20 protein-coding genes and 3 pseudogenes are annotated in these 24256 nt (G+C 71.5%); 9 read left to right on the forward strand and 14 right to left on the reverse strand.

Going from position 1 to position 24256, the window contains the following annotated elements:
- Together KBI5_RS01125 and KBI5_RS01130 are read left to right on the forward strand one after the other, a co-directional pair.
- Positions 1-464: amidohydrolase family protein (locus KBI5_RS01125; RefSeq protein ID WP_157902413.1), on the forward strand; the 464-nt coding region annotated here is incomplete at its 5' end.
- Between the two features lie 246 nt (positions 465-710).
- Positions 711-2261, forward strand: a complete 1551-nt coding sequence (locus tag KBI5_RS01130; protein ID WP_085014073.1) for an allantoicase — start codon at positions 711-713, stop codon at positions 2259-2261.
- Between the two features lie 40 nt (positions 2262-2301).
- Here the strand turns inward: KBI5_RS01130 and KBI5_RS01135 are convergent.
- Positions 2302-2586 (reverse strand): annotated as a pseudogene (locus KBI5_RS01135) (hypothetical protein); the annotation flags it as partial.
- Positions 2587-2708: 122 nt separating this feature from the next.
- On the opposite strand from KBI5_RS01135, the gene uraH reads away from it, so the two are divergent.
- Positions 2709-3035 (forward strand): hydroxyisourate hydrolase, encoded by a 327-nt coding sequence (gene uraH, locus KBI5_RS01140; RefSeq protein WP_023841201.1) that lies wholly within the window; start codon positions 2709-2711, stop codon positions 3033-3035.
- A 23-nt stretch (positions 3036-3058) separates the two neighbouring features.
- On the opposite strand, the gene KBI5_RS01145 is transcribed toward uraH, so the two are convergent.
- Positions 3059-4420, reverse strand: a complete 1362-nt coding sequence (locus tag KBI5_RS01145) for an aldolase/citrate lyase family protein (RefSeq protein WP_085014075.1) — start codon at positions 4418-4420, stop codon at positions 3059-3061.
- 350 nt (positions 4421-4770) lie between these two features.
- Positions 4771-6282, reverse strand: a complete 1512-nt coding sequence (locus KBI5_RS01150) for an 8-oxoguanine deaminase (protein ID WP_035941668.1) — start codon at positions 6280-6282, stop codon at positions 4771-4773.
- A gap of 197 nt (positions 6283-6479) precedes the next feature.
- On the opposite strand from KBI5_RS01150, the gene KBI5_RS01155 reads away from it, so the two are divergent.
- Positions 6480-7355: an RNA methyltransferase gene (locus KBI5_RS01155; protein ID WP_198537450.1), complete on the forward strand. Its 876-nt coding sequence runs from the start codon at positions 6480-6482 to the stop codon at positions 7353-7355.
- Between the two features lie 10 nt (positions 7356-7365).
- Here the strand turns inward: KBI5_RS01155 and KBI5_RS01160 are convergent, their stop codons facing one another.
- Positions 7366-7878, reverse strand: a complete 513-nt coding sequence (locus KBI5_RS01160; protein ID WP_011435300.1) for a DUF2752 domain-containing protein — start codon at positions 7876-7878, stop codon at positions 7366-7368.
- A 170-nt stretch (positions 7879-8048) separates the two neighbouring features.
- Here KBI5_RS01160 and speB point away from each other — a divergent pair, with 170 nt between their 5' ends.
- Entirely contained in the window at positions 8049-9071 is a 1023-nt protein-coding gene (speB, locus tag KBI5_RS01165) for an agmatinase (protein ID WP_011435301.1), read from the forward strand.
- Positions 9072-9188: 117 nt separating this feature from the next.
- Here the strand turns inward: speB and KBI5_RS01170 are convergent, their stop codons facing one another.
- Together KBI5_RS01170 and KBI5_RS28560 are read right to left on the reverse strand one after the other, a co-directional pair.
- Complete coding sequence (locus KBI5_RS01170) at positions 9189-9641, reverse strand: hypothetical protein (RefSeq protein ID WP_023841205.1); 453 nt, start codon at positions 9639-9641, stop codon at positions 9189-9191.
- A gap of 202 nt (positions 9642-9843) precedes the next feature.
- A pseudogene (locus tag KBI5_RS28560) lies at positions 9844-10040 on the reverse strand (transposase); the annotation flags it as partial.
- Between the two features lie 150 nt (positions 10041-10190).
- On the opposite strand from KBI5_RS28560, the gene KBI5_RS01180 reads away from it, so the two are divergent.
- Positions 10191-11186, forward strand: a complete 996-nt coding sequence (locus KBI5_RS01180) for a hypothetical protein (protein ID WP_085014077.1) — start codon at positions 10191-10193, stop codon at positions 11184-11186.
- A gap of 116 nt (positions 11187-11302) precedes the next feature.
- A complete protein-coding gene (locus tag KBI5_RS01185) occupies positions 11303-12661 on the forward strand; it encodes an ABC transporter substrate-binding protein (RefSeq protein WP_085014085.1) in 1359 nt (452 codons plus the stop codon).
- 124 nt (positions 12662-12785) lie between these two features.
- Here the strand turns inward: KBI5_RS01185 and KBI5_RS01190 are convergent, their stop codons facing one another.
- The 7 genes from KBI5_RS01190 to KBI5_RS01220 form a co-directional block, all read right to left on the reverse strand.
- On the reverse strand, positions 12786-13460 hold the full coding sequence (locus tag KBI5_RS01190) for an ATP-binding cassette domain-containing protein (protein ID WP_085014078.1): 675 nt from the start codon (positions 13458-13460) through the stop codon (positions 12786-12788).
- Between the two features lie 19 nt (positions 13461-13479).
- Positions 13480-14205 carry an ATP-binding cassette domain-containing protein gene (locus tag KBI5_RS01195; RefSeq protein ID WP_085014079.1) on the reverse strand — a complete coding sequence of 242 codons (726 nt, stop codon included), beginning with the start codon at positions 14203-14205 and terminating at the stop codon, positions 13480-13482.
- Positions 14202-16520, reverse strand: coding sequence for an ABC transporter permease (locus tag KBI5_RS01200; RefSeq protein ID WP_085014080.1), 2319 nt, complete (start codon positions 16518-16520; stop codon positions 14202-14204). The genes KBI5_RS01195 and KBI5_RS01200 overlap by 4 nt, the downstream gene beginning before the upstream one ends.
- Before the next feature lie 120 nt (positions 16521-16640).
- Positions 16641-17141: a transporter gene (locus KBI5_RS01205; RefSeq protein ID WP_085014081.1), complete on the reverse strand. Its 501-nt coding sequence runs from the start codon at positions 17139-17141 to the stop codon at positions 16641-16643.
- A gap of 446 nt (positions 17142-17587) precedes the next feature.
- A complete protein-coding gene (locus tag KBI5_RS01210; RefSeq protein WP_085014082.1) occupies positions 17588-18592 on the reverse strand; it encodes an NAD-dependent epimerase/dehydratase family protein in 1005 nt (334 codons plus the stop codon).
- An 8-nt stretch (positions 18593-18600) separates the two neighbouring features.
- Entirely contained in the window at positions 18601-20094 is a 1494-nt protein-coding gene (locus KBI5_RS01215) for a helix-turn-helix transcriptional regulator (protein ID WP_011435311.1), read from the reverse strand.
- 169 nt (positions 20095-20263) lie between these two features.
- Complete coding sequence (locus KBI5_RS01220; RefSeq protein WP_035732600.1) at positions 20264-20458, reverse strand: hypothetical protein; 195 nt, start codon at positions 20456-20458, stop codon at positions 20264-20266.
- 358 nt (positions 20459-20816) lie between these two features.
- On the opposite strand from KBI5_RS01220, the gene KBI5_RS01225 reads away from it, so the two are divergent.
- Together KBI5_RS01225 and KBI5_RS27465 are read left to right on the forward strand one after the other, a co-directional pair.
- The gene (locus KBI5_RS01225; protein ID WP_085014083.1) at positions 20817-22226 is read left to right on the forward strand and encodes a nicotinate phosphoribosyltransferase; all 1410 of its coding nucleotides are present in this window, start codon (positions 20817-20819) and stop codon (positions 22224-22226) included.
- Positions 22227-22429: 203 nt separating this feature from the next.
- On the forward strand, positions 22430-23125 hold the full coding sequence (locus KBI5_RS27465) for an NUDIX domain-containing protein (RefSeq protein ID WP_011435314.1): 696 nt from the start codon (positions 22430-22432) through the stop codon (positions 23123-23125).
- 134 nt (positions 23126-23259) lie between these two features.
- Here the strand turns inward: KBI5_RS27465 and KBI5_RS01235 are convergent.
- A pseudogene (locus KBI5_RS01235) lies at positions 23260-24231 on the reverse strand (FAD-dependent oxidoreductase); the annotation flags it as partial.
- Positions 24232-24256 lie beyond the last annotated feature (25 nt).

The following is a 24256-nucleotide window of genomic DNA, read 5'->3' on the forward strand; positions in this document are numbered from 1 at the left end:
GCAGGAATCTGGACCGGTTGTGGGACGGGGTGGCCCAGGGCCTGTTCGCCGGGATCGTCACCGATCATTCGCCGTCCACTCCCGCGTTGAAGCAGATCGACGCCGGTGATTTCGCGGCGGCGTGGGGTGGCATCGCGTCTGTCCAGATCGGGCTACCCGCGGTCTGGACTCAGGCCCGGGCGCGGGGGCACACCCTCACCGACGTCGTCGGTTGGATGTGCGCCGAACCGGCCGACCTGGTAGGACTGGCCGGCAAGGGGCGCATCGCGATCGGCGCTGACGCCGATCTGGTGATCTTCGACGCGGATGCGTCGTTCCTGGTGGAGCCCTCGATGCTGCGCCACCGCCACCCGCTCACCCCCTATGCCGGACGCGTGTTGAACGGGGTGGTGCTGGCGACCTATCTGCGGGGGCGGCGAGCGGACGGGGATCGTCCTCCGCGGGGGCGGCTATTAGAGAGGTAGGCATCACCCGGCCGGGCCGCGGGACCGTCCGGCGTACCGGAGCCCTCCCCACGGATGTGATCCGATGCACCCACCGACGCGGACCACTCCCGAGGGAGCAGGCCCGAAGTACGCTTTGCGCCCCGCTAACACGTCGTCCCGTCCTGACCTGATCCGGTCCGCACGGTGGTGACGGGCCGTGCGGCCACCCGACGACACGTGAACAGTCCGGTTTCGTACGGCTGGTTGACCCCGTGAAAGGACCCGATGAGCGACGCGCCCGACCTGACGAATCTTGTCGATCTCGCGGCGGCCCGTTTCGGCGGTACGGTCGTGGCCGTCAACGACGAGTTCTTCGCGTTCGCCGAACGGATGCTGCTGCCCGAACCGCCGATCGTGCGGCCGGGCGTGTTCACCGAACGGGGCCAGTGGACCGACGGTTGGGAGACCCGTCGGCGGCGGGATCTTCCCGGATCCGACTGGGCCATCATCCGGCTGGGCTCACCCGGCATCGCCCACGCGGTGACCGTGGACACCACCCACTTCACCGGCAACGCTCCCGGGGCCGTCGAGGTGCACGGCGCCACCCTGCCCGGGTATCCCTCCGCGGCGGAGGTCGCCGAGGAGTCCGTGGCCTGGGTCCCGCTGGTGCCGCGGACGCCGATCGTGCCGGACGCGGCCAACGTGTTGCCGGTGGCTGACCAGGGCCGGACCCGCATCACCCATCTGCGCCTGACCATCCACCCGGATGGCGGAGTCGCCCGGCTGCGCGTGCATGGCACGGTGGTGCCGGACCCCCGGATGTTCGACCGGGTGACCTCCGATCTCGCCGCCGCCTACCTGGGCGGTGTCGTGGTGGCCGCCAGCGACATGCACTACGGTGACCGCCATAACCTGAACGCCTCGGGTGAGGCCCGGGCGATGGGAGAGGGCTGGGAGACCCGCCGGCGCCGTGGGGACGGCCACGACTGGGCGGTGGTCCGGCTCGCGACGCAGGGCACGATCGTGCGGGCCGAGGTTGACACCCGGCACTTCCGCGGCAACGCGCCCCGGGYGGTGGCCCTCTGGGCGGCGGACAACCCCGACCTTCTCGACCCCGACGACGTCACCGCGATCACCGAGTGGTACCCGATGCTGCCGCGGACCCGGGTGCAGCCGAACACCCGTCACCTTTTCGATCTCGAGGTCCCGATCCAGGCCACCCACGTGCGGGTCGACGCGATACCCGACGGCGGGCTGGCGAGGCTGYGGCTCACCGGCGCTCCGACGCCCGTCGGGCGGGAGGCGCTCGCGATGCGCTGGTTCGACGCGTTGTCCCCGGACGCGGCTCGCGAGGAGCTGCTGGCCTGCTGCGAGTCCGAGGACTGGGCTGCGGCCGTGGCGGCTCGTCGGCCCTTCGGGACCCTCGCGGCCCTGCTGCCGGCAGCCGAGCAGGAATGGTGGAACCTGCCCGCATCGGCCTGGCTGGAGGCGTTCACCGCGCATCCCCGGATCGGGGAGCGCCCGGCCCACACGCCCGCCCCGCCCACCACGGCGAGGGCGACCGTGGTGTCCCTCGACGCCCCCCGACGGGAGCAGGCGGCGATGGACCAGGCGACGGCGGAAGTCAGGGCGGCCTTCGAGCAGGGAAACGCGGCCTACGAGGAGCGCTTCGGCTACATCTTCCTGGTCCGGGCGGCGGGCCGCGACGCGGAGGAGATGCTCGCTCTGCTGCGGGCACGGCTGGACAACGATCCCGCGGACGAGCTGCGCATCGCGGCCGGTCAGCAGGCTGAGATCACGGCCCTGCGCATCAGGCGCCTGATCACCGGCGCCTGATCACCGGCGCCTAGGTCGAACGACCGTGGCACAATACTGTTCATCTTTGCTGCCAGGCGGTGATGAGTTCGGCTGGGCCGTAGGATGCGGCGAGACCGGTGGCCGCAACTCCGCTGCGGCCGATGGCGACCAATGGCAGCGGAAGGTTCGTGAGCGCCRCCCGGTGTTTCCGCAGTGCCGCCAGGTCGTGGTCATCGAACGGTGCGCGTTCCAGCCATGCGACGGAGCCGAGGAAGTACAGCTCCTTGGCGACCGGTTCCCGGTCGGTGCCGACGACGTCGATCTCGACAGTGTTGGAGCGGTTCCAGTAGGCGCCGACAGCCGGGGGTACCGGCGTATCCACCACGGTCGACCAGGAGCGGTGTGGTGCGATGGTCAGCCCGGATGGTGGGATGGTCGAGGCCCGACCCGGGCCGCGGCGACGGAGGACGCGACCGAGGAGGCGTGGTGAGTCTGTCCACCCATGTCCTGGACACGGCCACGGGGCGGCCAGCCGCCGGGCTGCCGCTCCGGTTGGAACGGGCGGTGCGTACCCTTGACGGCACGACCACGGGCTGGATCGCGGTCACCGAGGCCGTCACCGACGACGACGGCCGGGTGGCGGATCTGCCGGCGACCATCCCAGGCCCCTGGCGGCTCGTCTTCGACACCGCGAGCCGCTCGGCGTTCTTTCCCGAGGTGACCATCGCGTTCGTGATCGAGGACCCGGCGGGTCATCATCACGTCCCGCTGCTGCTCGCTCCGTTCGGTTATTCGACCTATCGGGGGAGCTGACCCGCCCTGGATGGCGGGTGTCGTCAACCCGCGGCGACCGGTCTGCCGCCGAAGCGGTTGACCGTCACCCGGTCGAGACCAGCCGCGGTCAGGCTCGCGTCGTCCAGCAGGCCGGCGTCGAGCGCCCGCAGGACGTGCCCGGCGAGCGCGCGGCCGGTGGCCGGCTCGTCGGCGACCGCTCCCGGATGCCGGGCGGTGGCGTACGTGGTGGCGTACGCGGTGGCATAGGAGGAAAGCCGGCCCAGCGCCTCGTCGAGCCCGGCCAGCAGGCAGCCGGCCACCGCCGCGTGCCGGCTCACCAACTGACCCGGATGCAGATCCCAGCCCTGGTAGATGCCCCGGTACCAGGCGCGGCGCACCAGTTCGGCGTGCCGCCGCCAGGCCCGGTGGACACCTCGGCCCGCCGTGTCCTCGACAGTTGCGGTGCCCTCCGTAGTTGCGGTGCCCTCCGTAGTTGCGGTGCCCTCCGTCGCGTCCGTCGGGCTCTCGATCGGCAGCAGGTTCGAGGACCCGTCCGCGACCCGGATTCCGGTGCCGGCGGTGACGAGCTGCATCAGCGTGGTGGCGTACTCCACCGCCGGATGGTCGCTGGCCTGGTGCGCGGCGGTGATGCCGAGAGCCGCCGAGTAGTCGTAGGTGCCGACGTGCAGCCCGACGAGGCGTCCAGGGCCCAGTGCAAGACCGGTCTCGACCAGCGCCGGCAGGGCGAGAACCGCGGCCGGGGTCYCCACCTGCACCTCGAAGGGCACCGGGGCGATGTCGAGGCGTTGCTCTAGTTCGGCGAGCAGATCGGCGAAGACCGCGACCTGCGCGGCGGCGCTCACCTTGGGCAGGGTCAGCACCAACCCGGCGGGTGGGCCGTCGTCGCCGGCCAGCGCCGTGAGGAAGAGGTCCAGGCTGCGCAGTCCCCGGTCCCGGAGGGCCGGGTCCAGCGACTTCATCCGCAGGCCGTAGGACGCGGGCAGGGCGTCCGCCGCCGCGGCGGCGCGCAGGGCGACGGCCGCCGCGACGGCGTCGGCGTCCTCGGTGTCGTCCATCCGGACGCCGTAGCCGTCCTCCAGGTCGATCCGCAGATCCTGCACCGGTTCAACGGTCAGCGCGTGCAGCACGTGTGCGTGGACCGGCTCGGCGATGACCGGGTCCGGGTCRCCCCCGGTGGCGGCGGCGAGCCTGGCCGGGTCGGTGCCGCGGGCGGCCAGGAGCTCCCGGGCTGCCYCCCCCCAGGCCAGCACGATGTCCGGGCGCATCCGGTCGGCGGGCAGGTAGCAGGTGTGCACCGGCTGGCGGGTTCCCGGATCACCGGGATGACGAGCGATGACCGCCGTATCGATCGGTGCGAGCGCGGCGGTCAGACGGGCGACGACATCGGTCGGCAACGTCGGCATGCCCCCAGTGTCGGCCTCACGTACACCGCCGGATACCTCCCCCGGCGGGATGCCCCTGTCCGCTTCTACAGCTGCACGCCCACGCGGACGGCGAAGGCGCGCAGTTCATCCGGCCCGCGGCCGCCCTGGTCCTGGACCGGTCGAGGCCGCCGCCGGTGCGATGCGCACCGATCGGGGGGGTCGATACGCGGCACCGGCGGCGGCTGCTGGGGGGTGACGTCCCGGCGGGTGTCGCCGGAACGCCATCGCCGGGGCCGAACGGGTGACGTCGCCAACCGACCCGGACTGGCCCATTGCTTTGTATCAAACACCTCGCGGAGGTATCCCACCAGGGTCGGTCCCGTCGGCGTTCACCGGGCCCCGGCCGCCCTGGCTCCCGTCGTACCCGCGGCCCGCCCGGCGCCGGGAGCGGTTCCGGCATCAGCGATGCCGGCATCGTCAAAGGCTGCCTGCATGCCGGCGGCGAGCTCGCGGTGGCGGGCGAGCATCGCCGACAGGTCGGGATGCACCGGATGGCCGTCCAGGACGACCGCGCGACCCGCGACCACCGTGTGGCGGGCCGCGACCGGGCCGCAGCGCAGCCACGCCTCGACGGGATCGGACAGCGCCCCGGCGAAGCCGACCCCGTCGAGGGGCCATGCCACCAGATCGCCCACCGCCCCGACGGACAGCTCGCCGATCTTCCCGGCCCGGCCGAGGCAGCCGGCCCCGCCCCGAGTGGCGATCTCCAGCGCGTCCCGGGCCGACATCGCCGCGGCGCCGTGCCGCAGCCGCCCGAGCAGCATCGCCGTGCGGGCCTCCAGCCACAGCGACGCCGAGTCCGCCGACGCCGAGCCGTCACAGCCCAGTCCCACCGGTACCCCCGCCGCACGCAGCTCCGCGACCGGGGCGAGCCCACCGCCGAGGATCATGTTGCTGCTCGGGCAGTGCGCGACCCCGGTGCCCCAGGCGCCCAGCCGGGCCACCTCGGCGGGGTTCGGGCGGATGCAGTGCGCCACCCAGGCCCGGTCGCCGCCCCAGCCGACCTCGGCGAACTGGTCGATGGGACGCCGGCCGAACCGCGCGAGGCAGTACTCGTCCTCCTCGGGGTCCTCGGCGAGATGCGTGTGCAGCCGCACGTCGAGCGACTCGGCGAGCTCCGCCGTGGCCCGCATCAGCTCCGGGCTGACCGAGAACGGTGAGCAGGGCGCCAGGGCGATCCGCACCATGGCGCCCGGCGAGGGGTCGTGATGGCGGGCCACCAGCCGGGCCGACTCGGCGAGGATCTCGTCGTCGTCCTGCACCACCGAGTCGGGCGGCAGTCCGCCGTCCTTCACCGACAGCGACATCGATCCGCGGCTGGGATGGAAGCGCATGCCCAGCGCCGTCGCCGCGGCGATCTCGGCGGAGACGAGGTCTCCGCCCCCGCGCGGATGCACATACAGGTGGTCCGTGGTCGTCGTGCAACCGCCGAGGGCGAGCTCGGTGAGCCCGACGTAGGCGGAGACGTGCACGGCCTCCTCGTCCAGCCGGGACCACAGCGGGTACAGGGTCGACAGCCAGGTGAACAGCGTGCCGTTCAGGGCCGGAGCGAACGCGCGGGTGAGGTTCTGGTACATGTGGTGATGCGTGTTCACCAGGCCGGGAGTGATCAGGCAGCCGTCCGCCCGCAACGTGCGCACGGCGGGAGGCGGTGGCTCGTCGGGACCGCCGAGGGCGCTGACCAGGCCGTTCGTCACTGCGATCCACCCGCCGCGGATCTCCCGGCGGTCGGCGTCCACCGTCGCGACCAGTTCGGCGCCGACGACGACCAGGTCGGCGGGAACGGGAACGGCGACGGGACGGGAGACGGCGGGCGTGGCGGACGTGGGCATGGCGGGCATGGCGGACGTCAGCGTGGGGGCCTTCTGCGGATCGGCCATGGCCGCTGATTCTGCGGCCGGCACGTTACGGTCGGGTGAAGCGTCCGTGCCCGGGAGGTCGTGGCGTGCCAGGTGACGTGAGCAGCTGTGYGGGGTCGGCTGGCGGGCCGGTCGGCGTGACGGTCGGCGTGACGGTCGTGGCCACCCCACCAGTCATCATGATCGACGATTCGGGTGATCCCCGGGTCGACGACTACATCTCGTTGACCGACGTCGCGCTGCGCCGTCGGCGGGAGCCGGCCGACGGGCTGTTCATCGCCGAGGGTGAACGAGTGATAACCAGGGCGCTGCGGGCCGGCTACCGGCCGCGCTCGGTCCTGGTCTCGCCGGCGCGCCTGGCGGCCGTGCCCGCGGACCTCGGCGTTGACGTCCCGGTGTACGTCGCGGGACCCGACGTGCTCGCGGCGATCACCGGCTTCGAGGTGCATCGGGGGGCGCTTGCGGCGATGGGCCGCCAGCCGCCCCGCGCCGCCGCCGACCTCCTGGTCGATGCCCGGCGGGTACTGGTGTGTGAGGACATCGTGAGCCACACCAACCTGGGGGCGATTTTCCGTTCGGCCGCGGGACTCGGGATGGACGCGGTGCTCCTGAGCCCGCGCTGCGCCGATCCGCTCTACCGGCGTTCCGTGCGGGTGTCGATGGGGGAGGTGTTCGCCGTCCCCTACGCCCGGCTCGAACCCTGGCCGGAGGCCCTTGGTCTGCTGCGGGATGCCGGGTTCACGCTGCTGGCGCTGACTCCGGCGGCGGACGCCGAGGATCTTGGCTCCTTCGCGGCCGGACTCACCCCCCGCGCCGCGCCCGCGCTTGCACCTGCGCCCGCACCTGCGCCTGCGCCCGCACCTGCGCCCGCACCTGCGCCGGTGCCGGCGGCGGCCCGGGTCGCGCTGCTGCTGGGCACGGAGGGCGCCGGGCTGTCGGCGGCGGCACAGGCCGCGGCGACGGCCCGGGTCCGGATTCCGATGGCGCACGGGGTCGACTCGCTGAACGTCGCGGCGACCGCCGCCATCGCCTGCTACCTGCTGGGCCGCCGTTGAGCCGCCGGGTTCAGGATGCGAGCCAGCGGCAGCCGGGCAACGGCAGGTTCCGCAGCACCCAGAAGGCGATGATCAGTATCGGAACGGCGGGAAGCAGGCGGGCCGGTACCCGGGGCAACGGGTGGCGCCAGCCGGCCGCCCGCGCCACCGCCACGATCCAGCCGAACACCAGCATCGGGGCGGCGATGACGAAGTAGACGTTGTAGTCGGCCGCGGCCGCGAGGTGTCCGTGCAGGAGCTGGTGCAGGCCGCGGAGGGTGCCGCAACCAGGGCAGTCCAGGGACGTGGCCCACCGGAACGGGCACATAGGGTAGTGGCCCGGCTGGGCGGGGTCGACGAGGTACACCCGGCCGCAGACGCCGACGGCGGCTACACCGAGCACGGCGAAACCCGCCAACCGGGCCCGCGGTGACCAGACCCGGCCCGCGCCGATAATCGTCCCCGGGGTGCCCGGGGTGCCCGGGGTCCCCGGGGTGCCCGGGGTGCCCGGGGTGCCCGGGGTGCCCGGGGTGCGCAGAGCCATGGCCGCGCCGGTCGGTTCCGACGCCGTGGGTACCGGGTGGTCTGGGTGCGGTGCCGCGACCTCCACCGGAGAAGCGTAACCGGGGCGCGGACCAGTGGGTGGCGGACCGGGGGTGGCGGACCGGGGGTGGCGGACCGTGGGACAGTGGAAGGGCCCGATCGGAGGGACGGATGACGGCACGAAACGGCGATCGTGAGCCGGGTCCGGACGCGCCCGGCTACGCGGGGCTCGCGACCTTCTGCGGACTGCCCTGGCTGCCCGGGACGGAGGCGCTGGCGGCCCGCCGGCCCGACGTTGCCGTCGTCGGTGCTCCGTTCGACATCTCGACGACCCACCGTCCCGGCGCCCGGTTCGGCCCTCGGGCGATGCGGGCCAACGCCTACAACCCCGGCACCTACCATCTCGACCTCGGTATCGAGATCTTCGACTGGCTCGACGTCGTTGACGCTGGCGACGCRCACTGTCCGCATGGGCTCACCGAGGCGTCCCATCGCAACATCCGGGCCAAGGTCGCGCGGATCGCCGGGCTCGGCACGATCCCGCTCGTCATCGGTGGCGACCATTCGATCACCTGGCCGGCCGCAACCGGCGTGGCCGACGCCGTGGGCTGGGGTGAACTCGGTCTGCTGCACTTCGACGCGCATGCCGACACCGCGGACGTCATCGACGGCAACCTCGCCTCGCACGGCACTCCGATGCGACGGCTCATCGAGTCCGGTGCCGTGCGTGGACGCAACTTTGTCCAGGTGGGGCTGCGCGGCTACTGGCCGCCGCCGGACGTTTTCGCCTGGATGCGCGAGCAGGAGATGACCTGGCATCTCATGCACGAGATCTGGGAGCGGGGCAGCCGTGACGTCGTCGTGGACGCGATCGCGCAGGCCACGGACGGGTGCCGGGCCATGTACCTGTCGGTCGACATCGACGTCCTGGATCCGGGGTTCGCGCCGGGCACCGGCACCCCGGAACCCGGGGGGATGACCCCGGCCGACCTGCTGCGGGCGGTCCGTCAGATCGCGCTCGACACGCCGCTTGTGGCCGCCGACATCGTCGAAGTCTCCCCGCCGTACGACCACGCGGAAACGACGGTCAACAGCGCCCATCGCGTCGCCATGGAGGTCTTCGCGGGACTTGCCTACCGCAGGCGGGAAGCCGCCGGTGGCGTTCCGGACCTGCCCGGGTCGGCCCCGGCCTGAGCCGCCCTCCGTGGTAACCGTCCGTGGCAACCGGGAGTCGGTTGGACCGTCGACCGAACCATCGGCGTTTCGTATTCCCGCGAGTGCTTCGTATTCCCGCGAGTACGCAGAGCGCYCTTATTCCAGGTGCAGTGCGCCCTCCTCAGCCGTGCGTGCATCCACGTCCGGCGTGACGATGCTGGGAATGGCGAAGTTCGCGTCGTAATCCTCCGCGAGGGTCGTCGTCCCCTCGCCGTACGCGTCCGCATCGAGAACAGCCCCGGACTCCCGCCGCTCGGCTTCCAGGTAGGGGTCGGCGTCCGGCGTTTCCGCGGCGAGTTGCCGATCGAAGGACGGCCCCGCACGCTCCTCACGCGGTGTGCTCGGATAGCGGACGCCGGCACTCGGTCTGTCGGGCGCGTCCCAACTGTCGTCCAATGGATCTCGGCCGGCATCCGTCGAGCCGAGATCGTCGCTGTCGAGCATCTCCGCGGGTTCCAGGGGAGCATCCTCGCGGTACCACGGCTGTTCGGAGTCGGCTGTGATGGAACCAGGGTCGAACTGCTCGGAACCCGAGGCTGGCTGCGCCATGGCTGTCTCCCTGACCGGCCCACGGACGCGGCGCGGCCTGCTTGGGACATCCCGCAACATTCCGCCCAGCAAAGCGAGTCCGGCCACTGTTGATATCGGTGCGTCCCGGGCCGCTCCCGGCACGCCTCGCCGCATGACCTTCCCGGCGACGGCCGGGCTAAGCCCGCCGCCGTGGTCCTTGCTCGCCGTGGCCCCATGGTTCGACCACCGTCTGGTTCTCGCGGATGATCCTCGTGGACGGCGTGTGCGGATGATCCCGGCGCCGGTCGCGGATCCGGCCGTGGATCCGCGCCACCTTCGCCCGGGCCTTCGTCCGCTTCACCGACCCTRCCGCGTGCGGGACAGCTCCCGCTGCGCCCGGGCGAGGCGCTGCCGGTCGCGGCGTGAACGACGTGGATCAGGCGACCGGGTGGGGGTGTGTGCCGCCGCGGACCGGGCGCCCGCCGAGAGTGGCATTGCGAGTGCCATCGGCAGCGGGACGGACACGGTTACCGCGTGGGGTGACCCCGCTTGTCGGCGAATAGGAGATGGCGTATACCGTCCCGCTTTGTGGCTACTGTTGCTGACCGGATACTCGACCAGCTTGCCAAAGTTCCCGCGGGTTTGGACGACGGCAGGTTGGCGGCGGCGATCGGGGCGAGCCGGGGCACGGTGAACCAGGTCTGCCGGAAGCTCGCGCAGGCGGGGCGGCTGGACCGGGGGCAGGGTCCCGACGGCCTGATTCTCAACCGTCTGACGCTCGCGGCGACCTCGCCGCCCGAGGAGTCGGAATCCGCCGATGTCGTCCCCTCGGCCGATGTCGTCCCCTCAGCGCTCGTCGAGGAGGTCACTTCTCCCGCCGTGGCCGAGCCTGTTCCCGATGCGTCCGCGTCGGTCGAGTTCCCGTCGGCCCAGCCTGTTCCCGACGTCTCCGCGTCGGTTGAACGTGCTTCTGCGGGGTCTGAGCCTGCCGTCGCCGCAGCCGAGGCGGTCACGGCCACAGGCGCCGATGAGCAGGCGGTCGATGGCGAGCCGGTGGACGTGCCCGCCGAGCCGGCCGCCGAGGTCGTCGAGGTCATTGAGGTCGTCGAGCCCGACCCGGTCGCCGAGGCGGGTGCGGCGCCGGCCGTGCCGGCCCCGGGGCGCGCCGAGGATCCGGTCACGGTGATCGGCCAGGCCCTGGCCGCCCTGGACGAGGCGATGTCCGTGTTGGGCAGCACGATCGTCCCGGCCTCACTCGATGCGGTAGGTGGTGCGTCGCATGCCTCTCCGTCGCCGGGCGGTACGGTAACCGAGCTTTCCGGGGAGCAGGGGGCTCCCACGGAGCGCGCCGAGGGCGTCGGGGGTGGCAGCCGGCCGGTAGTCGGTGCGCCCCTGCCCACAGGGACGGCCGCGAGCCGGGAGACCCACGAGCCGGCGAGCGGGGGTACCGCACGCCGGGAAGGCGGGGAAGACGGGGCCGGGGGGRGCACCCCGACTTTGGAGAAGGCACCGGCCGATCGCGCGAGCACCGCACCRGTGCGTCGAAGCTGGTGGCGCCGAATGTTTGTCCGTAACGCCCATTGATGTAACTAGCGGTACATAGTCGGCAGTGGGACCGGCTGTCGTCAGCTGAAGCGTCGACGATGTTGATCGGCAATAACGTTTCGAGCGTCACCGATCTACCAGGGGAGAGCATGTCCATGCGAGCGAGATCGCTCGTCGCCGCCGCCGCCGCCATTGTGCTGTCGTCGCTGGCGCTCGTCGCCTGCGGCAGCCGGGCCAGTAGCAGCGGAACGACCTCGGCCGGCAACAAACCGGCCGGGGTGTCGAACAATACAGCTTCGGATATCGGCGTCACGCCGACCGAGATCAAGATCGGTACAATCGCTGGCCTGAGCAGCGGTTTCRGACCGGACACGTTCTCCGCCTCACTGTACGGGGCGCGGGCCTATTTCAAGGCGCTCAACGCCGCGGGCGGAGTAAACGGGCGCACCGTGAACCTCGTCGAGTGTGACGACAAGGGCAGCGGGGACGGAAATGCGAACTGCGCGCACAAGCTCGTCGACGACGAGAAGGTCTTCGCGCTCGCCGGGGTGACGGCGTTCGACTACACGGGTGCGCAGTACATCAACTCCAAGGGTGTTCCGGATATCGGCGGCCAGCCCGTGTCCGCCGCCTACGATCAGTATCCGCACCTGTACTCGATCTACGGCAGCTATTATCCGCGCACCGGCAGCCGTCCCGGCTACAACGGCACGCTCTACGCGGGGACCGAGATCTACCGCTGGTTCAAGCAGAATCTGAAGACCAACGTCGCCGGGGTTGTGTACTACAACGTCGCCCCGTCGGAGCGGTACGCCAAGTCGATCGCGGACGGCCTGCGCAAGGAGGGCTACACGGTCGTCGAGGAGCAGATCAATCTCGGCGCCCCGAGTTGGGACGCAACGGTCCTCGACCTCAAGCGGCGCGGCGTCCAGATCGTCTTCGACGCGATGGACGACGGCGGTAACGCTCAGCTGTGCAACGCCATCGAGTCCCAGAAACTGCCGATCACGGCGAAGGTGACCCCGCCGCAGGGCTGGGCCAACAACATCCGCCAGGTCTACAGCGCCTCCCCGAACTGCCGGAACACGATCTACTCCACCGGCGGCACCGCCAACTATGCGGACACTCAGATTCCCGCGGTCGCCACGTTCCAGAAGGATCTGCAGGCGGCCGCGCCCGATCGGGTGGCCAAGATGAACCTGTGGATGCTCGAGGGTTACGCCTCGGCCCAGTGGCTGACCGACGCGATCCGCTCCTGCGGCGCCGACGTCACCCGCGCCTGCGTCGAGGCGTACATGAACAGCGGCAAGGACTACGACGGTCACGGCCTGCTCATCCCGACCGGCCGGAACTTCAAGAAGTCGCCTGAACCGCCGTCGCAGGAGGAGAACTGCCTCAACGTCGCCCGTTGGCAGGACTCGGCGAACGGCAACCAGGGTGGCTGGGTGACCCAGGTCAAGGACATGAACACCAACTGCTTCACCGTCCCGGATCTGCCCTACCCGGCCGGCTGATCTCTCGCGGGACCGCCTGCGTGATCCCGGGCCCCGGTCGGGGCAACCCTCCACGGCACCGCGGAGGGAACCTCGACCGGGGCCTTTCACATCGGGGGGCCTTTCACCGAGGCCTTTCGCGGCCCTACGCTCGGAATTCCTCCGGCCCGCCCGCGAAGGACCGCTCGCCCCGGTGCAGGACGTAGACCAGGTCCGCCATCGCCAGGGCCTGCTCGGTGTACTGGTCGGCGAGCACGACGGTGGTGCCCGACGATGCGACCGTCGCAAGCCAGCCGAACAGGTCCGCGGCGACCTTCGGGGATAGTCCGAGCGACAGCTCGTCGACCATCAGGACCGAGGGGCGGGCCAGCAGGGCGCGGGCGAGTGCCAGCATTCGCCGCTCACCGCCCGACATCGATCCGGCCCGCTGCATCAGCCGCTCCCGCAGCCGGGGGAACGACTCCAGCGCGGGGGTGATGTCGGGGTGCCCGCTGGCCTCCGCGATGATCTGCAGATTGTSCCGGACCGACAGGGTGGCGAAGACGGCCCGTTCGTCCGGCACGAGCATCAGTCCTCGGCGGGCCCGGTCGACGGTGGACACCTTGGTGATGTCCTCGCCGCGCCAGGTCAGACTGCCCGAACGCAGTGGGATCAGCCCGGCCAGCACCCGTAGGGTGGTGCTCTTGCCCGCGCCGTTGACCCCGAGCAGGGCGGTGACCTTGCCGGGGGGGATGGCAAGGTCCAGACCGTGCAGGACCTCCACGGTCCCGTAGCCGGCCCGTGCCCCGGTCAGTTCGAGTTCGGCCGTCGCCGTGGTCACCGTGCCTCCTGCGGCTGCTTCAGGACCGTTTCATCGTGGCGATGGGCAGCCTGGGCCAGGTACACCGACCGCCGACCATGGCGTACACCTGGTCGGCGACGGAGAAGACCAGGTCGACGTCGTGGTCGACGATCAGGATGCCGACCCCGTCGTCGGCGGTCCGGCGCAGCAGCTGCGAGAACCTGGCGGTCTCGTCGTTGTCCAGACCGCTGGCGGGCTCGTCGAGCAGCAGGATGTCCGGCTGGGCGCACAGCGCCCGCGCGAACTCGACCAGCCGCAGGGCACCGGTGGGCAGCGTGCCGGCGATGGTGTCCCGCAGGTCGGACAGGCCGAGGGAGCCGAGGGTTTCCTCGACGAGGCGGCTGACGTGTCCTCGGCCCTTGGACGCCAGGCCCAGCAGGCCGCCGGCATAGTCCCGGTGCCGGTTTTCCGCGCCGACAAGCAGGTTGTCCGCGACCGTGAGGGTGGGGAAGAGCGAGGGAACCTGGAAGGTCTGCACCAGACCACGCCGGGACCGGATGTCCGGCCGCATTTTTGTGATGTCGCTCTTGTCGAGCAGGACCTTGCCCTCGTCGGGCTGCTCGACCCYGGTCAGCAGGCTGAACAGCGTCGACTTCCCGGCACCGTTCGGGCCGATGAGGCCGGTGATCACGCCCTGGGGGGCGACAAGGTCGACGTGGTCGACCGCGGTCAGACCGCCGTAGCGKCGGACCAGGCCAACGGCCTGTAGCACGTGCCGACTCATACCCGACCTCCGTCCCGCAGGGAGGTCGCCGCCGCGGGTCCCGAACCCCCCTGCTCGTGGCCCACGTGACCTGGTGAGGTGGGGTAGACGTCGGCGGGCAGGCCACCGCGCTCGCCGCGGGGCGCGGGGGGCAGCAGCGGTGCGCCGCTCGACCGGGCCGCATACTCCTGCACCAGGGTCAGCAGGCTGGCCCCGAACGGGGTCGGCCGCGGCGAGCCCGGTGGCAGCACGGGCGAGGAGCGGCCCGGAGGCCAGCTCGCGGATGGCCCGGGCTGGGCGGCCCCCAGCGGCGCGCCGATCCCGGGGATCCCGGAGATCCCGGTGACGCCGGTGATGCCAGTGGTCGCTGGCAGGTATCCGACGGCGGAGATGCGCACCGGCACCGGACGCGGTGCCCGATGGTTGGGATCGACGAAGCCGTCCGCGAGGTGGAGGGCGAGCAGCCGCAGCAGACCCCGGACGGCCGAGGCCAGGCCGCCGGGCATCCAGCCGAGGGCGAGGGCGAGGATGCCGATGGCGAGGATCGAGGATCCGGCCGGCGCCAGTACGTCGATCGTGACGATGAACGCCGCGGCGACGATCGCGCCGGCCGCGCTGTCGGCGCCGAAGACGACCACGGCGGTGAACCACAGCAGGCTCTGCAACGGTGCGAAGTCGTCGGCGGAGAACGAGTAGCTGCTGTGCACCAGCAGCGCACCACCCAGCCCGGCGACGACGGAGGAGACGGTGAAGGCCAGCAGCTTGAGGTTGCGGACGTCAACCCCGACCGCCGCCGCACCCTCCGCATGGTCACGCACGGCGAGCAGCGCCCGACCGAGCCGACCGCGATGCAGATTACCCACGAAGAACAGGCCGAGGCCCAGGCAGACCAGTTCAAGGACGTAGAACGCCTCGTCGGGCAGCTCCCAGCCGAAGAACGTCAGCGGGTCGAGGTAGAGGCCGGTCGCGAAGGTGGGCTGTTCGAAGACGAAACGGCTGACCACGGCGCCGACCGCGAAGGTGGTCAGCGCCAGGGTGAGGCCGCGGCGGCGGATCGCTGGGTAGCCGGTGATCAGACCGATCGGGGCGACGAGCAGGGCGCCGATGAACATCGACGCGACGCCCGGCAGCTTCGGCAGTCCGAACAGGTCACCGTTGGCGAGCTTGAGTGACAGCAGCGCCCCGAGGCCCGCGTAGCCGGCCGAGCCCAGGGAGAGCTGGCCGCTGTAGCCGGTGACGATGACCATCGACAGGAAGATGAGGGCGAGCGCCGGGACCATGAACGCCGAACGCAGATCGGACGGGGCGAAGGTGAGCGGTGCGAGCAGCAGCGCGGCACCGCCGAGCTTGCCCAGGAAGTCGCGGCGGGCCTTGGTCTGGCTGGCCGGGCCCGACGGCGGTGCGCCGCGGCTGGAGAAGCTGGCGGTGGTCCCGGAGTCGCCGGTGCCGAGCTCGCGCAGCTTCGGCACCGCGAGCAGCAGGACCAGCAGGGCGACGATGAACAGGTTCGACTGCAGGACGGTGAGGATCTGGCCCGCGTTACCGTCGAGGGTGAACTGCTTGAGTTCGCTCTGCAGGACGGCGATGCCCAGGGCCGTGAGGACGGCCACCGGCATGYTCGACAGCCGGGCCGCCACCACCACCGCAAAGGTCTCCAGCACCAGCAGGGTCAGCCCGTACGGGGTGAGTTGAAAGCGGGGGGCGAGCAGGATGCCGGTGAGGCCGGCGAGCGTCGTCCCCGCCGCCCAGCCAGCCGCGGCGACCTGGTCCGCGGGAACACCGGACAGCTCGGCGAGCTGCCGGTCGTCGACGACCGCGCGGATCTGGCGGCCAAACACCGTGCGGGTGGCGATGACGCCGATGACCGCGCAGAACACCACGACCATCGCGAGCTCGGCCAGCGCGTCGACACCGATCCGGGTGTCACCGAACAGCTTCACCGACGAGTTCGGGAAGATGCTTGGTGCGTCACTACGCGAGCCCAGACCCCAGATGCCCGCCGTCATCCCGAGGGTGAGGACCAGCACACCGAGGCTGGCGACCAGGGATTCGGCCGCCGATGCGCGGCGACGGGCCAGCGGCCGGAAGACCAACCGCTCCAGCAGCAGGCCGATCCCGGGGGACACCACGGCGAGCGCGATGATGGCGGCCAGCCAGATCGGCAGCCCCCACACGACCACCATCTCGCGGAAGACGTACGCCACCAGCGTGGCGATGCCGCCCTGGGCCAGGTTGAGGACCCCGTTGGTGCGGTAGGTGACCAGCAGGCCGATACCGGACAGGGCGGCGATCGCCCCGAGGGAGATCCCCGCCAGTCCCAGGTCGATGCTGGTCACCGGGCACTCCCTGGGAGCCGGTCGCCGCCGGCCGTCCGGTCGTCGCCGTCCGCCGGGTCACATGTGATCACGGAACTGCTCGCCTTCCGCACCGTGGCATCGTTGGAAACGCAGGCTCTGTCAGGCGTGCTGGCCGGGTGTGGTGGCATTCGCGGCGGGTGCCTGGCCGCCCCCGGGGTCCGTCACAGCGAAGCGCGAGTTCTGCTGGTGCGTGGCCGTTGTCTGCTGGTACGAGCCGGTCTGCTGGTACGAGCCCTGKGGGCGGGTGGCCGGCTGACCGGCCTCGGGTGCGGCACCCGYGCCCGCCGCCGCGATGATCAGCGAGTGTAGGTCGTCGACCTGGCCGGCGGTGTGGGCCTGGGCGGCCTGAGCGGCGTCGAAGCGGTCGGCCACCAGCAGCGCACTTCCCACCAGAATGAGTGCTAGGCCCCCAAAACCGCCGGAAACCACGTAGGGTAGTTGGAAAGCGACGTCCGTCTCCTTGGAGACACCCAGGTAGCAGCCGAGCAGAAGTACGCCGCCGGCGGCCATCACCACCCATCCGCGCAGCGCGCGGACCACGTCGACCACCAGGCGCGATGTGGGCCGCGGGTTATCGGTCCCAGCGGTCTGCTCGTCCACTTTCGTCTCCCCCAAGGAGCATGTCGTCGTCGGTCATGCGGCGCGGTCGTGCGGGCGGCGCGGTCGTGCGGCGGAGCCTCCGCGTGGAGCCCGCCCCCGAGATGATCCGGGTCACGACAGGCGTCAGATTAGTGTGCGGAGATGAACAGGTGCTCCGTCGGGTGGCCCACGGCTGTTCCCGGCGAGCTCCGGCGGCACGGGAAGCTCCGTCGCATTAGGTATACGAGGATAAGCCGGCCGATGGAAGGCCTTGCGAAGTATGCCCGTCTGCAACCAGTCTGCTACTCTATGTCGGCTGGCGGCTGGCGGCTGTCGGCTGGCGGCTGGCGGCTGGCGGCTGGCTGTCGGGCCAGGGGGAAGGGCCGGGAGGGATGCCAGCCGCAGCCTGCCGCACCGCGGGCCGATGCCTGCCGCATCGCGGGCCACCGCGGGGCCACCGCGGGGCCTCAGGTGATGCTCGGAGCGATCCGCTGGCGTGGCGGCAGGGCGGTGGCCCCGGCCGGTGCCGGCCCCCGGCCCCAGCGCCACGCGTCGGCGACGATGCGGTCGATGCTCGACGCCGGAGAGCTCCAGCCGAGATCGGCGCGGATCCGGGTGCTGTCACCGATCAGCGTCCTCGGTTCGGAGACCGGCGGACAGTGGACGCGGCGGACCGGGCGCCCGGCGACCCGGCCGACCGCGGCGAGCACGTCGGTGACACTCACCCCGACGCCGCTGCCCACGTTGAACACCGCGCAGTGCCCGGGGCGCGCGGCGACCAGCGCCGTCAGGTAGGCCGTCGCCATGTCCACGACGTGGACGTACTCCCRCAGCGCGAGGCCGTCCCCGTTGACCCGGAACACGTCCCGGCACCCGCTCGCCACGGCGATCGCCGCCGGGATGATCCGGCTGCCGTCGCGGTCGATGTGTCCCGCGACGGCACCCGCGACGTTGAAGGAACGTAGGATCACCGCGCCGAGCAGCCCGGTGCCGGCCTGGTGGGACAGCAGCCGCTCGGCGGCGAACTTGGAGGTTCCGTAGGGGTTCGCCGGGTCGGGTGGGCAGGTCTCCGGGATCCGGGCGAGGTCGACGTTGCCGTAGACCGCGCAGGTGGATCCGAAGACGAACGCGGGTGCGACCCCGGTGTGTTCGGCGCCCTCCTCCAGGGCGGCCAGCAGGTTGATGGTGCCGGTCAGGTTTGTCTGGAAGTAGCGCACGGGATCCAGCCGCGACTCCCGCACCCGGGTCAGGGCCGCGAGATGGCACACCCCCTCGAATCCCCGGCTGACCCCCGCCGCGGCCAGCTGGCGGGGATCGAGCAGGTCCGCGGCCACCACCTCGACATCGGGGGCGAACCGCGGCGTGGTCATCGGCTCGCGGACCATCGCCGTAACCTGGTGTCCGGCGGTGGCGAGCATGTCCGTGACCACTCCGCCGATGAAGCCGGCCGCGCCGGTGACAAGGACGCGCATGTCCGGGATCAGGATGCGGCCCGCATGCGCATCCCGAGGAGGGTCTCCCGGTGGCGCCAGGCGAGTTCCAGGCAGGCGGCGGCCGACGGGGCGATGGGCTCGGTGTCGACGAGACGGCGCAGCGCCGAGTGGGTGAACGGGATGCCCTCGGTCACCGACCGGTTCGGACCCGCGGTGACGACCGATCCCTCGGCATTGGTCTGGACCATGCTGCCGAAAAGCCGGTCGAAGGCGTCGGCGTCCACCACGACGACGGTGAGGATCTCGCCGAACAGAGTGAGCGCGTCCAGCCCGATCCCGAAGTACGACACCCGCATGGCGCCGGACCGACGCGCCTGCTCGAACGAACGGAACGGCTCGTCGGTGTCATAGTCGATCGGGCTGGACGAGCTGCCGTCGTGCTCCGGGTTGCCCAGCAGCTCCTCGCTCAGCTCACGCATGATGTTGCGCCACAGGTCGAAGTCGGCCTCATGGTGGAACGGGGTGATGCCCGACGGCTGGAAGACCCCGGCCGGGATGACGTGGTACACCCCGCCCGCGGTCGCGACCGAGCCCGCGCTGCGCCGGTGCAGGAAGAAGCTCGCCTGGCCGCCGCGATCGTGGCGGATCGTGAGCGTGTTGATGGACGGCAGGGCCGCCCGCCGGGTGAAGTCGAACGGATCTCCGATGCGCGCCCGGAAGGGCAGCGCGGGCCAGGACAGTCCGCTGCCGGCCATCGCGGCCGCCGTCTCGTGTGCGACGGTCTCGCAGACGTCGACGGCGTCGAAGTACGTCGTGTGGGCGAAGCTCAGCGACGGATGGTTGTCCGTTGACGGTCCCGCGGTCCCGTCACCGCCGATATCGAGCAGGCGAAAACTGAGCCGGTTCTCGAACAGGGTCGGCCGGTCGAGGTCCCGCATCGCCCGCGTGTAGCGCTGGTAGCGGTTCTGCTGACCGCCTCCACCGAGCAGGGGCCGGCTACCGGCCGTCTCGGGTTCGTCTCCCCTGATCGTGGGGGCCTCGGCGCTATCGTGCCACCCAAGGGTGACATCGTCGATGTCCACCGGGGTGTCCCACACCCAGCCGGGTCGGGCCAGTAGCCCGCTGCCGAGTCGGTCGGTTTCCGGGTAGAGCCGCACCGCYGCGCGGGCGAGGCTGATCCGATGGTGGTTGAGGTGATCGCGGGTGAGCCGCCACGCGCGTTGGCTCGCGGCGGCCTGCTCGGCCGCCGGACTGCGCGGCGCTGTCTCCCGGCGACGGTCCGTCATCGATCCCGGGGCCAGGCCGACGTCCTCGGGGGACAGCGCCAGATTGCGGGCGATGTGACGGAGCGTCGAGATGTCGTGGATAGCCCGCCGGCCGCTCTCCACCTTGGATACGTAGGACTGGTCGAAGCCCAGACGGTCGGCGAGCTGCTGCTGCGTGAGGCCGTGGGCCTGCCGGTACGCGCGTAGGAGTTGGCCCACACCAACGCTGGTGGGAGTAGAACGCGGCGGCGTCCATAGCCAAGTGTGACCGGTCACCCGCAACCCTCTCGTCCGACAATCGTGTTACGCGAAGTGAGCATAACGAGCCGGGCATCTAGGGGTGCAGTGACATAATTCGAACATCTCGTGTGGGTGTAATTTTGCGGCTTCCAGCAACATCCTCGGTGCCATGTGTTATGCGAGGGCGTTCCCGTCGAATGTATGTTCATTGGTTGGGAAGTCCGTCCGCGAGGTCGAGGACGATCACAATGATGATCAGGAGGAGTATCCAGCGGAAGAAGCCGATACGGCTCCAGACCTCGCGCGCGATGCCCCGGCCCGCCCGGCCGCCGAGCACCAGCAGTGCGAACAGCGCCCCGCCGACCGTGACGAGGAAGATCCCGGCATTGCTGTGGTCCACGGTCAAGACGATCGCACGCCGACCCCGGGGATCCCCGGGGATCCCCGGAGAGTGTTTCTGTTCGGGTCGCGACCGAAGGTGACCGACCGTTCTCGCGGTTATCCTCCCCGTGTTCGCCGTCGGGCCGGTCGGGGTTGCGCTGATCGGCCTGGTGYCGATCGTCCTAGCGCTGATCGGCCTAGCGCTGATCAACGTGGTCACGTCGAGGCTCTCTCATGTGCTACTGAAGGTCGATGGAACGTGTAGTGCATGCCGTGTTGGAATCGACGTTCACCCACTGTAAGATCAACGCACCCCGACGGGATGAACTCACTCCCCTTCCTCGCCCGCCAAATCGCCGGTCGGCGCGCATCGGAGCCTGCTCGTCCCTACCGTGTTCCGGATGTCGACGGCACTCCTGACCGATCACTATGAGTTGACCATGTTGCGCGCGGCGCTCCGGTCCGGCGCGGCGGATCGCCGTGTGGTCTTCGAAGTCTTCACCCGATCGTTGCCGCCGGGTCGCCGTTTTGGTGTGTTCGCCGGCACCGGTCGGCTGCTCGATGCGCTGGCGGACTTCCGGTTCGGGCCGCCCGARCTAGCTGCTCTGCGGGCCGCCGATGTCATCGACGAGGCCACGGCACAGTGGCTGGCGGACTACCACTTCGGCGGCGACATCCATGGCTTCGCCGAGGGCGAGCCGTTCTTCGCCGAGACGCCCGTGCTCGCCGTCGAGGGCACCTTCGCTGAGACCGTGCTGCTCGAGACACTCGTGCTCGCCATCCTCAACCACGACAGCGCGATCGCGGCCGCTGGGGCCCGGATGGTTGGGGCGGCCGGGGACCGGCCCTGTCTCGAGATGGGATCTCGGCGCACCCATGAGGCCGCCGCCGTGGCCGCCGCCCGCGCGGCCTACCTCGTGGGTTTCGCGGCCACGTCGAACCTGGAGGCTGCCCGGACGTACGAGGTCCCCAGCGTCGGTACCAGCGCGCACGCCTTCACACTCGTTCATCCAAGCGAGGCCGAGGCGTTCGCCGCGCAGGTCGCAGCCCTCGGTGTCGGCACAACGCTGCTCGTCGACACGTACGACGTCCCTGCGGGGGTCGCAGCCGCCGTCGCGACGGCGGGCACCGAGCTTGGGGCCGTCCGGATCGACAGCGGGGACCTGGGTCGGGTCGCCGGCGCCGTCCGCGCGCAGCTTGACGGCCTCGGCGCGACCAGAACACGGATCATCGCGACCGGGGATCTGGACGAGCACGCCATAGCCCGGTTGGGCGACGCCCCAGTAGACGGCTACGGTGTCGGCACCAGCCTAGTCACCGGTGCGGGGGCGCCCACCGCGGGGTTCGTCTACAAGCTGGTCGAGGTCGACGGCGAACCCGTGGCGAAGAGGTCGGTCGGCAAGAGCACCCGTGGGGGGCGCAAGCGGGTCGTCCGCCGCCATGACCTCAACGGCCGGGCCGTCGMTGATGTCATCTTTCCGAGCCCGCCGGGCTCGCCGTCGGYCYCGGACCGCTTGTCCGGTCCGTCCGGCCCGGGGGTGGATCCCGCTGGCTCCGGCGACGCGCTCCCCGCGTCGCCGCGACCGCCCGACCCGGCCCGGGACCGGGACCTGTTGCGTCCGCTGGTGAAGGCCGGTGAGCCGGTCGGTGGCCTGACCGGGCCGGCCGGCACCCGGCGCGCCCGCGAGCACCATCGTCTGGCCCTCGCGGCCCTTCCCCACACCGCTCGGGAGGTGGGCTACGGCCCGCCGTGCCTGCCCGTCGTCCACGCGGAGGGCCGTCCCTGAACCGTCCCGGGCCTCCCTGAGCCGTCCCGGGCCGTCGGGCGGCGTCGCCCACTGAGGTGCCGTTTCCGGCGGGAGGCCGAGGAGGGGCCCGTGTGTGCCGGCGCGGGGATGGCCAGACTGGAGGGGTGGCGCCCGCCTCTCCACCGAACCGGATCCGCGGTCCGTTGGACGGCGAGGGCGGGCGGCATGACGGTGACGCTGTCATGCCGCCCGCCCTCGCCGTCAGCGTGGACGTGGTTCTGCTGACCCTGCGCGCCGGTCGGCTCTGTGTCCTGGTCATCCGCCGGGACGATCCCCCGTTCGGCGGATGCTGGGCGCTGCCCGGTGGTTTCGTCGACCGCGACGAGGATCTCGACGCCTCGGCCCTGCGGCAGCTCGCGGCCGAGACGGGCGTCACGACGACCGGTCACCTCGAGCAGTTGCGGACCTACGGCGGCGCGCACCGCGACCCGCGTGTCCGGGTGGTCAGCGTGGCCTACCTGGCCCTGCTGCCGAATCTCCCGCAGCCGCAGCCACAGCCCGGCCGGGATGGACCGCGGGCCCGCTGGTGGCCGGTGGAGGACCTGGACTCGACCGACGGCCCGACGCTGGCCTTCGACCATCCGCGGATCGTGGGGGACGGCGTGGAGCGGGCCCGGGCCAAGTTGGAGTACACCCCGCTGGCCGCCGCCTTCTGCGAGGAGCAGTTCACCCTGGCCGACTTGCGCCGCGTCTACGAGGCCGCGTGGGGCGTCGCGTTGGATCCGCCGAACTTCCGCCGCAAGGTGCTGTCCACGCCGGGATTCGTCGTACCGCTGGGCCAGCGCACCTCCCCGCGCGGTGGCGGTCGGCCCGCCGAGCTGTATCGGCGTGGCTCGGCGGTCGCGCTGCACCCGCCGCTGCTGCGCCGGTCGGTCTGAGGAGATTCCTCCAGACCGGCCGCGCAGTTGTCGCCTGCCGCGGCCGACGGGTCCGGGTCGGCCGCGGCCAGCCACTCGACGATGCCCGCGACGGCGTCCCGACAGGTGCCGCATCCGGTCGTCGCCCGGGTACCGGTGACGATCGCCGGCAGGTCACGTGCCCCGTCCAACCAGCAGCGGGTGATCCCGCCCTTGGTCACGTTGTTGCACCGGCAGATGGTGACCCGGTCGGGCAGGGTCGCCGGACTGTCGGTGACGGTGACCTCGGTCCGGGTCGGGAACAGCAGGCTGCGCCGGTCGGCCGGCACCGGAGCCTGCCGGTCGAACAGCTGCGTCACGGTCCCCACCGTCGGGTTGTCACCGAGCATGATCGCGCCCACCAGTCGGTCCCCGCGGATCACCAGCTTCTTGAAGGTGCCCCGGGTGACATCGACGAACTGCAGCACCTCGGCGTCCTCGTCGAACTCGTCCACGTCGACCTCGCCCATGGTGGCGAGATCCACTCCCGACGCCTTGAGCCTGGTCACGGGTCGGGCGCCGCTGTAGCGCGCGGCGGGGTCGGCGGCGGTGACAACGTCGGCCACCACCCGGACCTGGTCCCACGCCGGCGCCACCAGCCCCTGCACCGTCCCGTCGTGCTGCGCGCAGTCACCGACCGCGAACACGGCCGGATCGGCGGGGGAGCGCATCTGATCGTCCACCACGATCCCGGCTTCGACCGGCAGGCCGGCCGCCGCGGCGAGGTCGGTCACCGCCACGACGCCGGTCGAGACCACCAGCAGATCGGCGTCGAGCACCTCGTCGCCGGCCAGCTCCACGCCGGCGAGCCGCTCGTCGCCATGGATCCGGACGACCCTGGCCTCGAGCCGGGACCGCACCCCGAGCCCGGCCAGCGTCCGGACCAGCACCTGTCCGGCCCGCCGGTCGAGCTGGCGGTTCATCAGGTGACCCGCAGCGTGCAGGACCGTCGTGTCCAGACCGCGGCGGACCAGGCCGCGGGCCGCCTCCAGGCCGAGTAGGCCGCCGCCGAGTACCACCGCGCGGGTGGCCCGTTCGGACTGGGTGAGGATGTGCCGGCAGTCGTCGAGGGTGCGGAACGCCGCCACTCCGGGTAGCAGCGTCCCATCCGGT

This window comes from Frankia sp. KB5 (genome assembly GCF_002099325.1).
In the GTDB taxonomy this organism is placed as follows: domain Bacteria; phylum Actinomycetota; class Actinomycetes; order Frankiales; family Frankiaceae; genus Frankia; species Frankia casuarinae.

Excerpts from the sequence above, each read along its gene's own strand:
- KBI5_RS01155 (WP_198537450.1), top strand. The coding sequence starts at position 6,480 with ATGATCGACGATTCGGGTGATCCCCGGGTCGACGACTACATCTCGTTG.
- KBI5_RS01160 (WP_011435300.1), bottom strand. The coding sequence starts at position 7,878 with ATGGCTCTGCGCACCCCGGGCACCCCGGGCACCCCGGGCACCCCGGGC.
- KBI5_RS27465 (WP_011435314.1), top strand. The coding sequence starts at position 22,430 with ATGCCGCCCGCCCTCGCCGTCAGCGTGGACGTGGTTCTGCTGACCCTG.
- KBI5_RS01170 (WP_023841205.1), bottom strand. The coding sequence starts at position 9,641 with ATGGCGCAGCCAGCCTCGGGTTCCGAGCAGTTCGACCCTGGTTCCATC.
- KBI5_RS01150 (WP_035941668.1), bottom strand. The coding sequence starts at position 6,282 with ATGCCCGCCATGCCCACGTCCGCCACGCCCGCCGTCTCCCGTCCCGTC.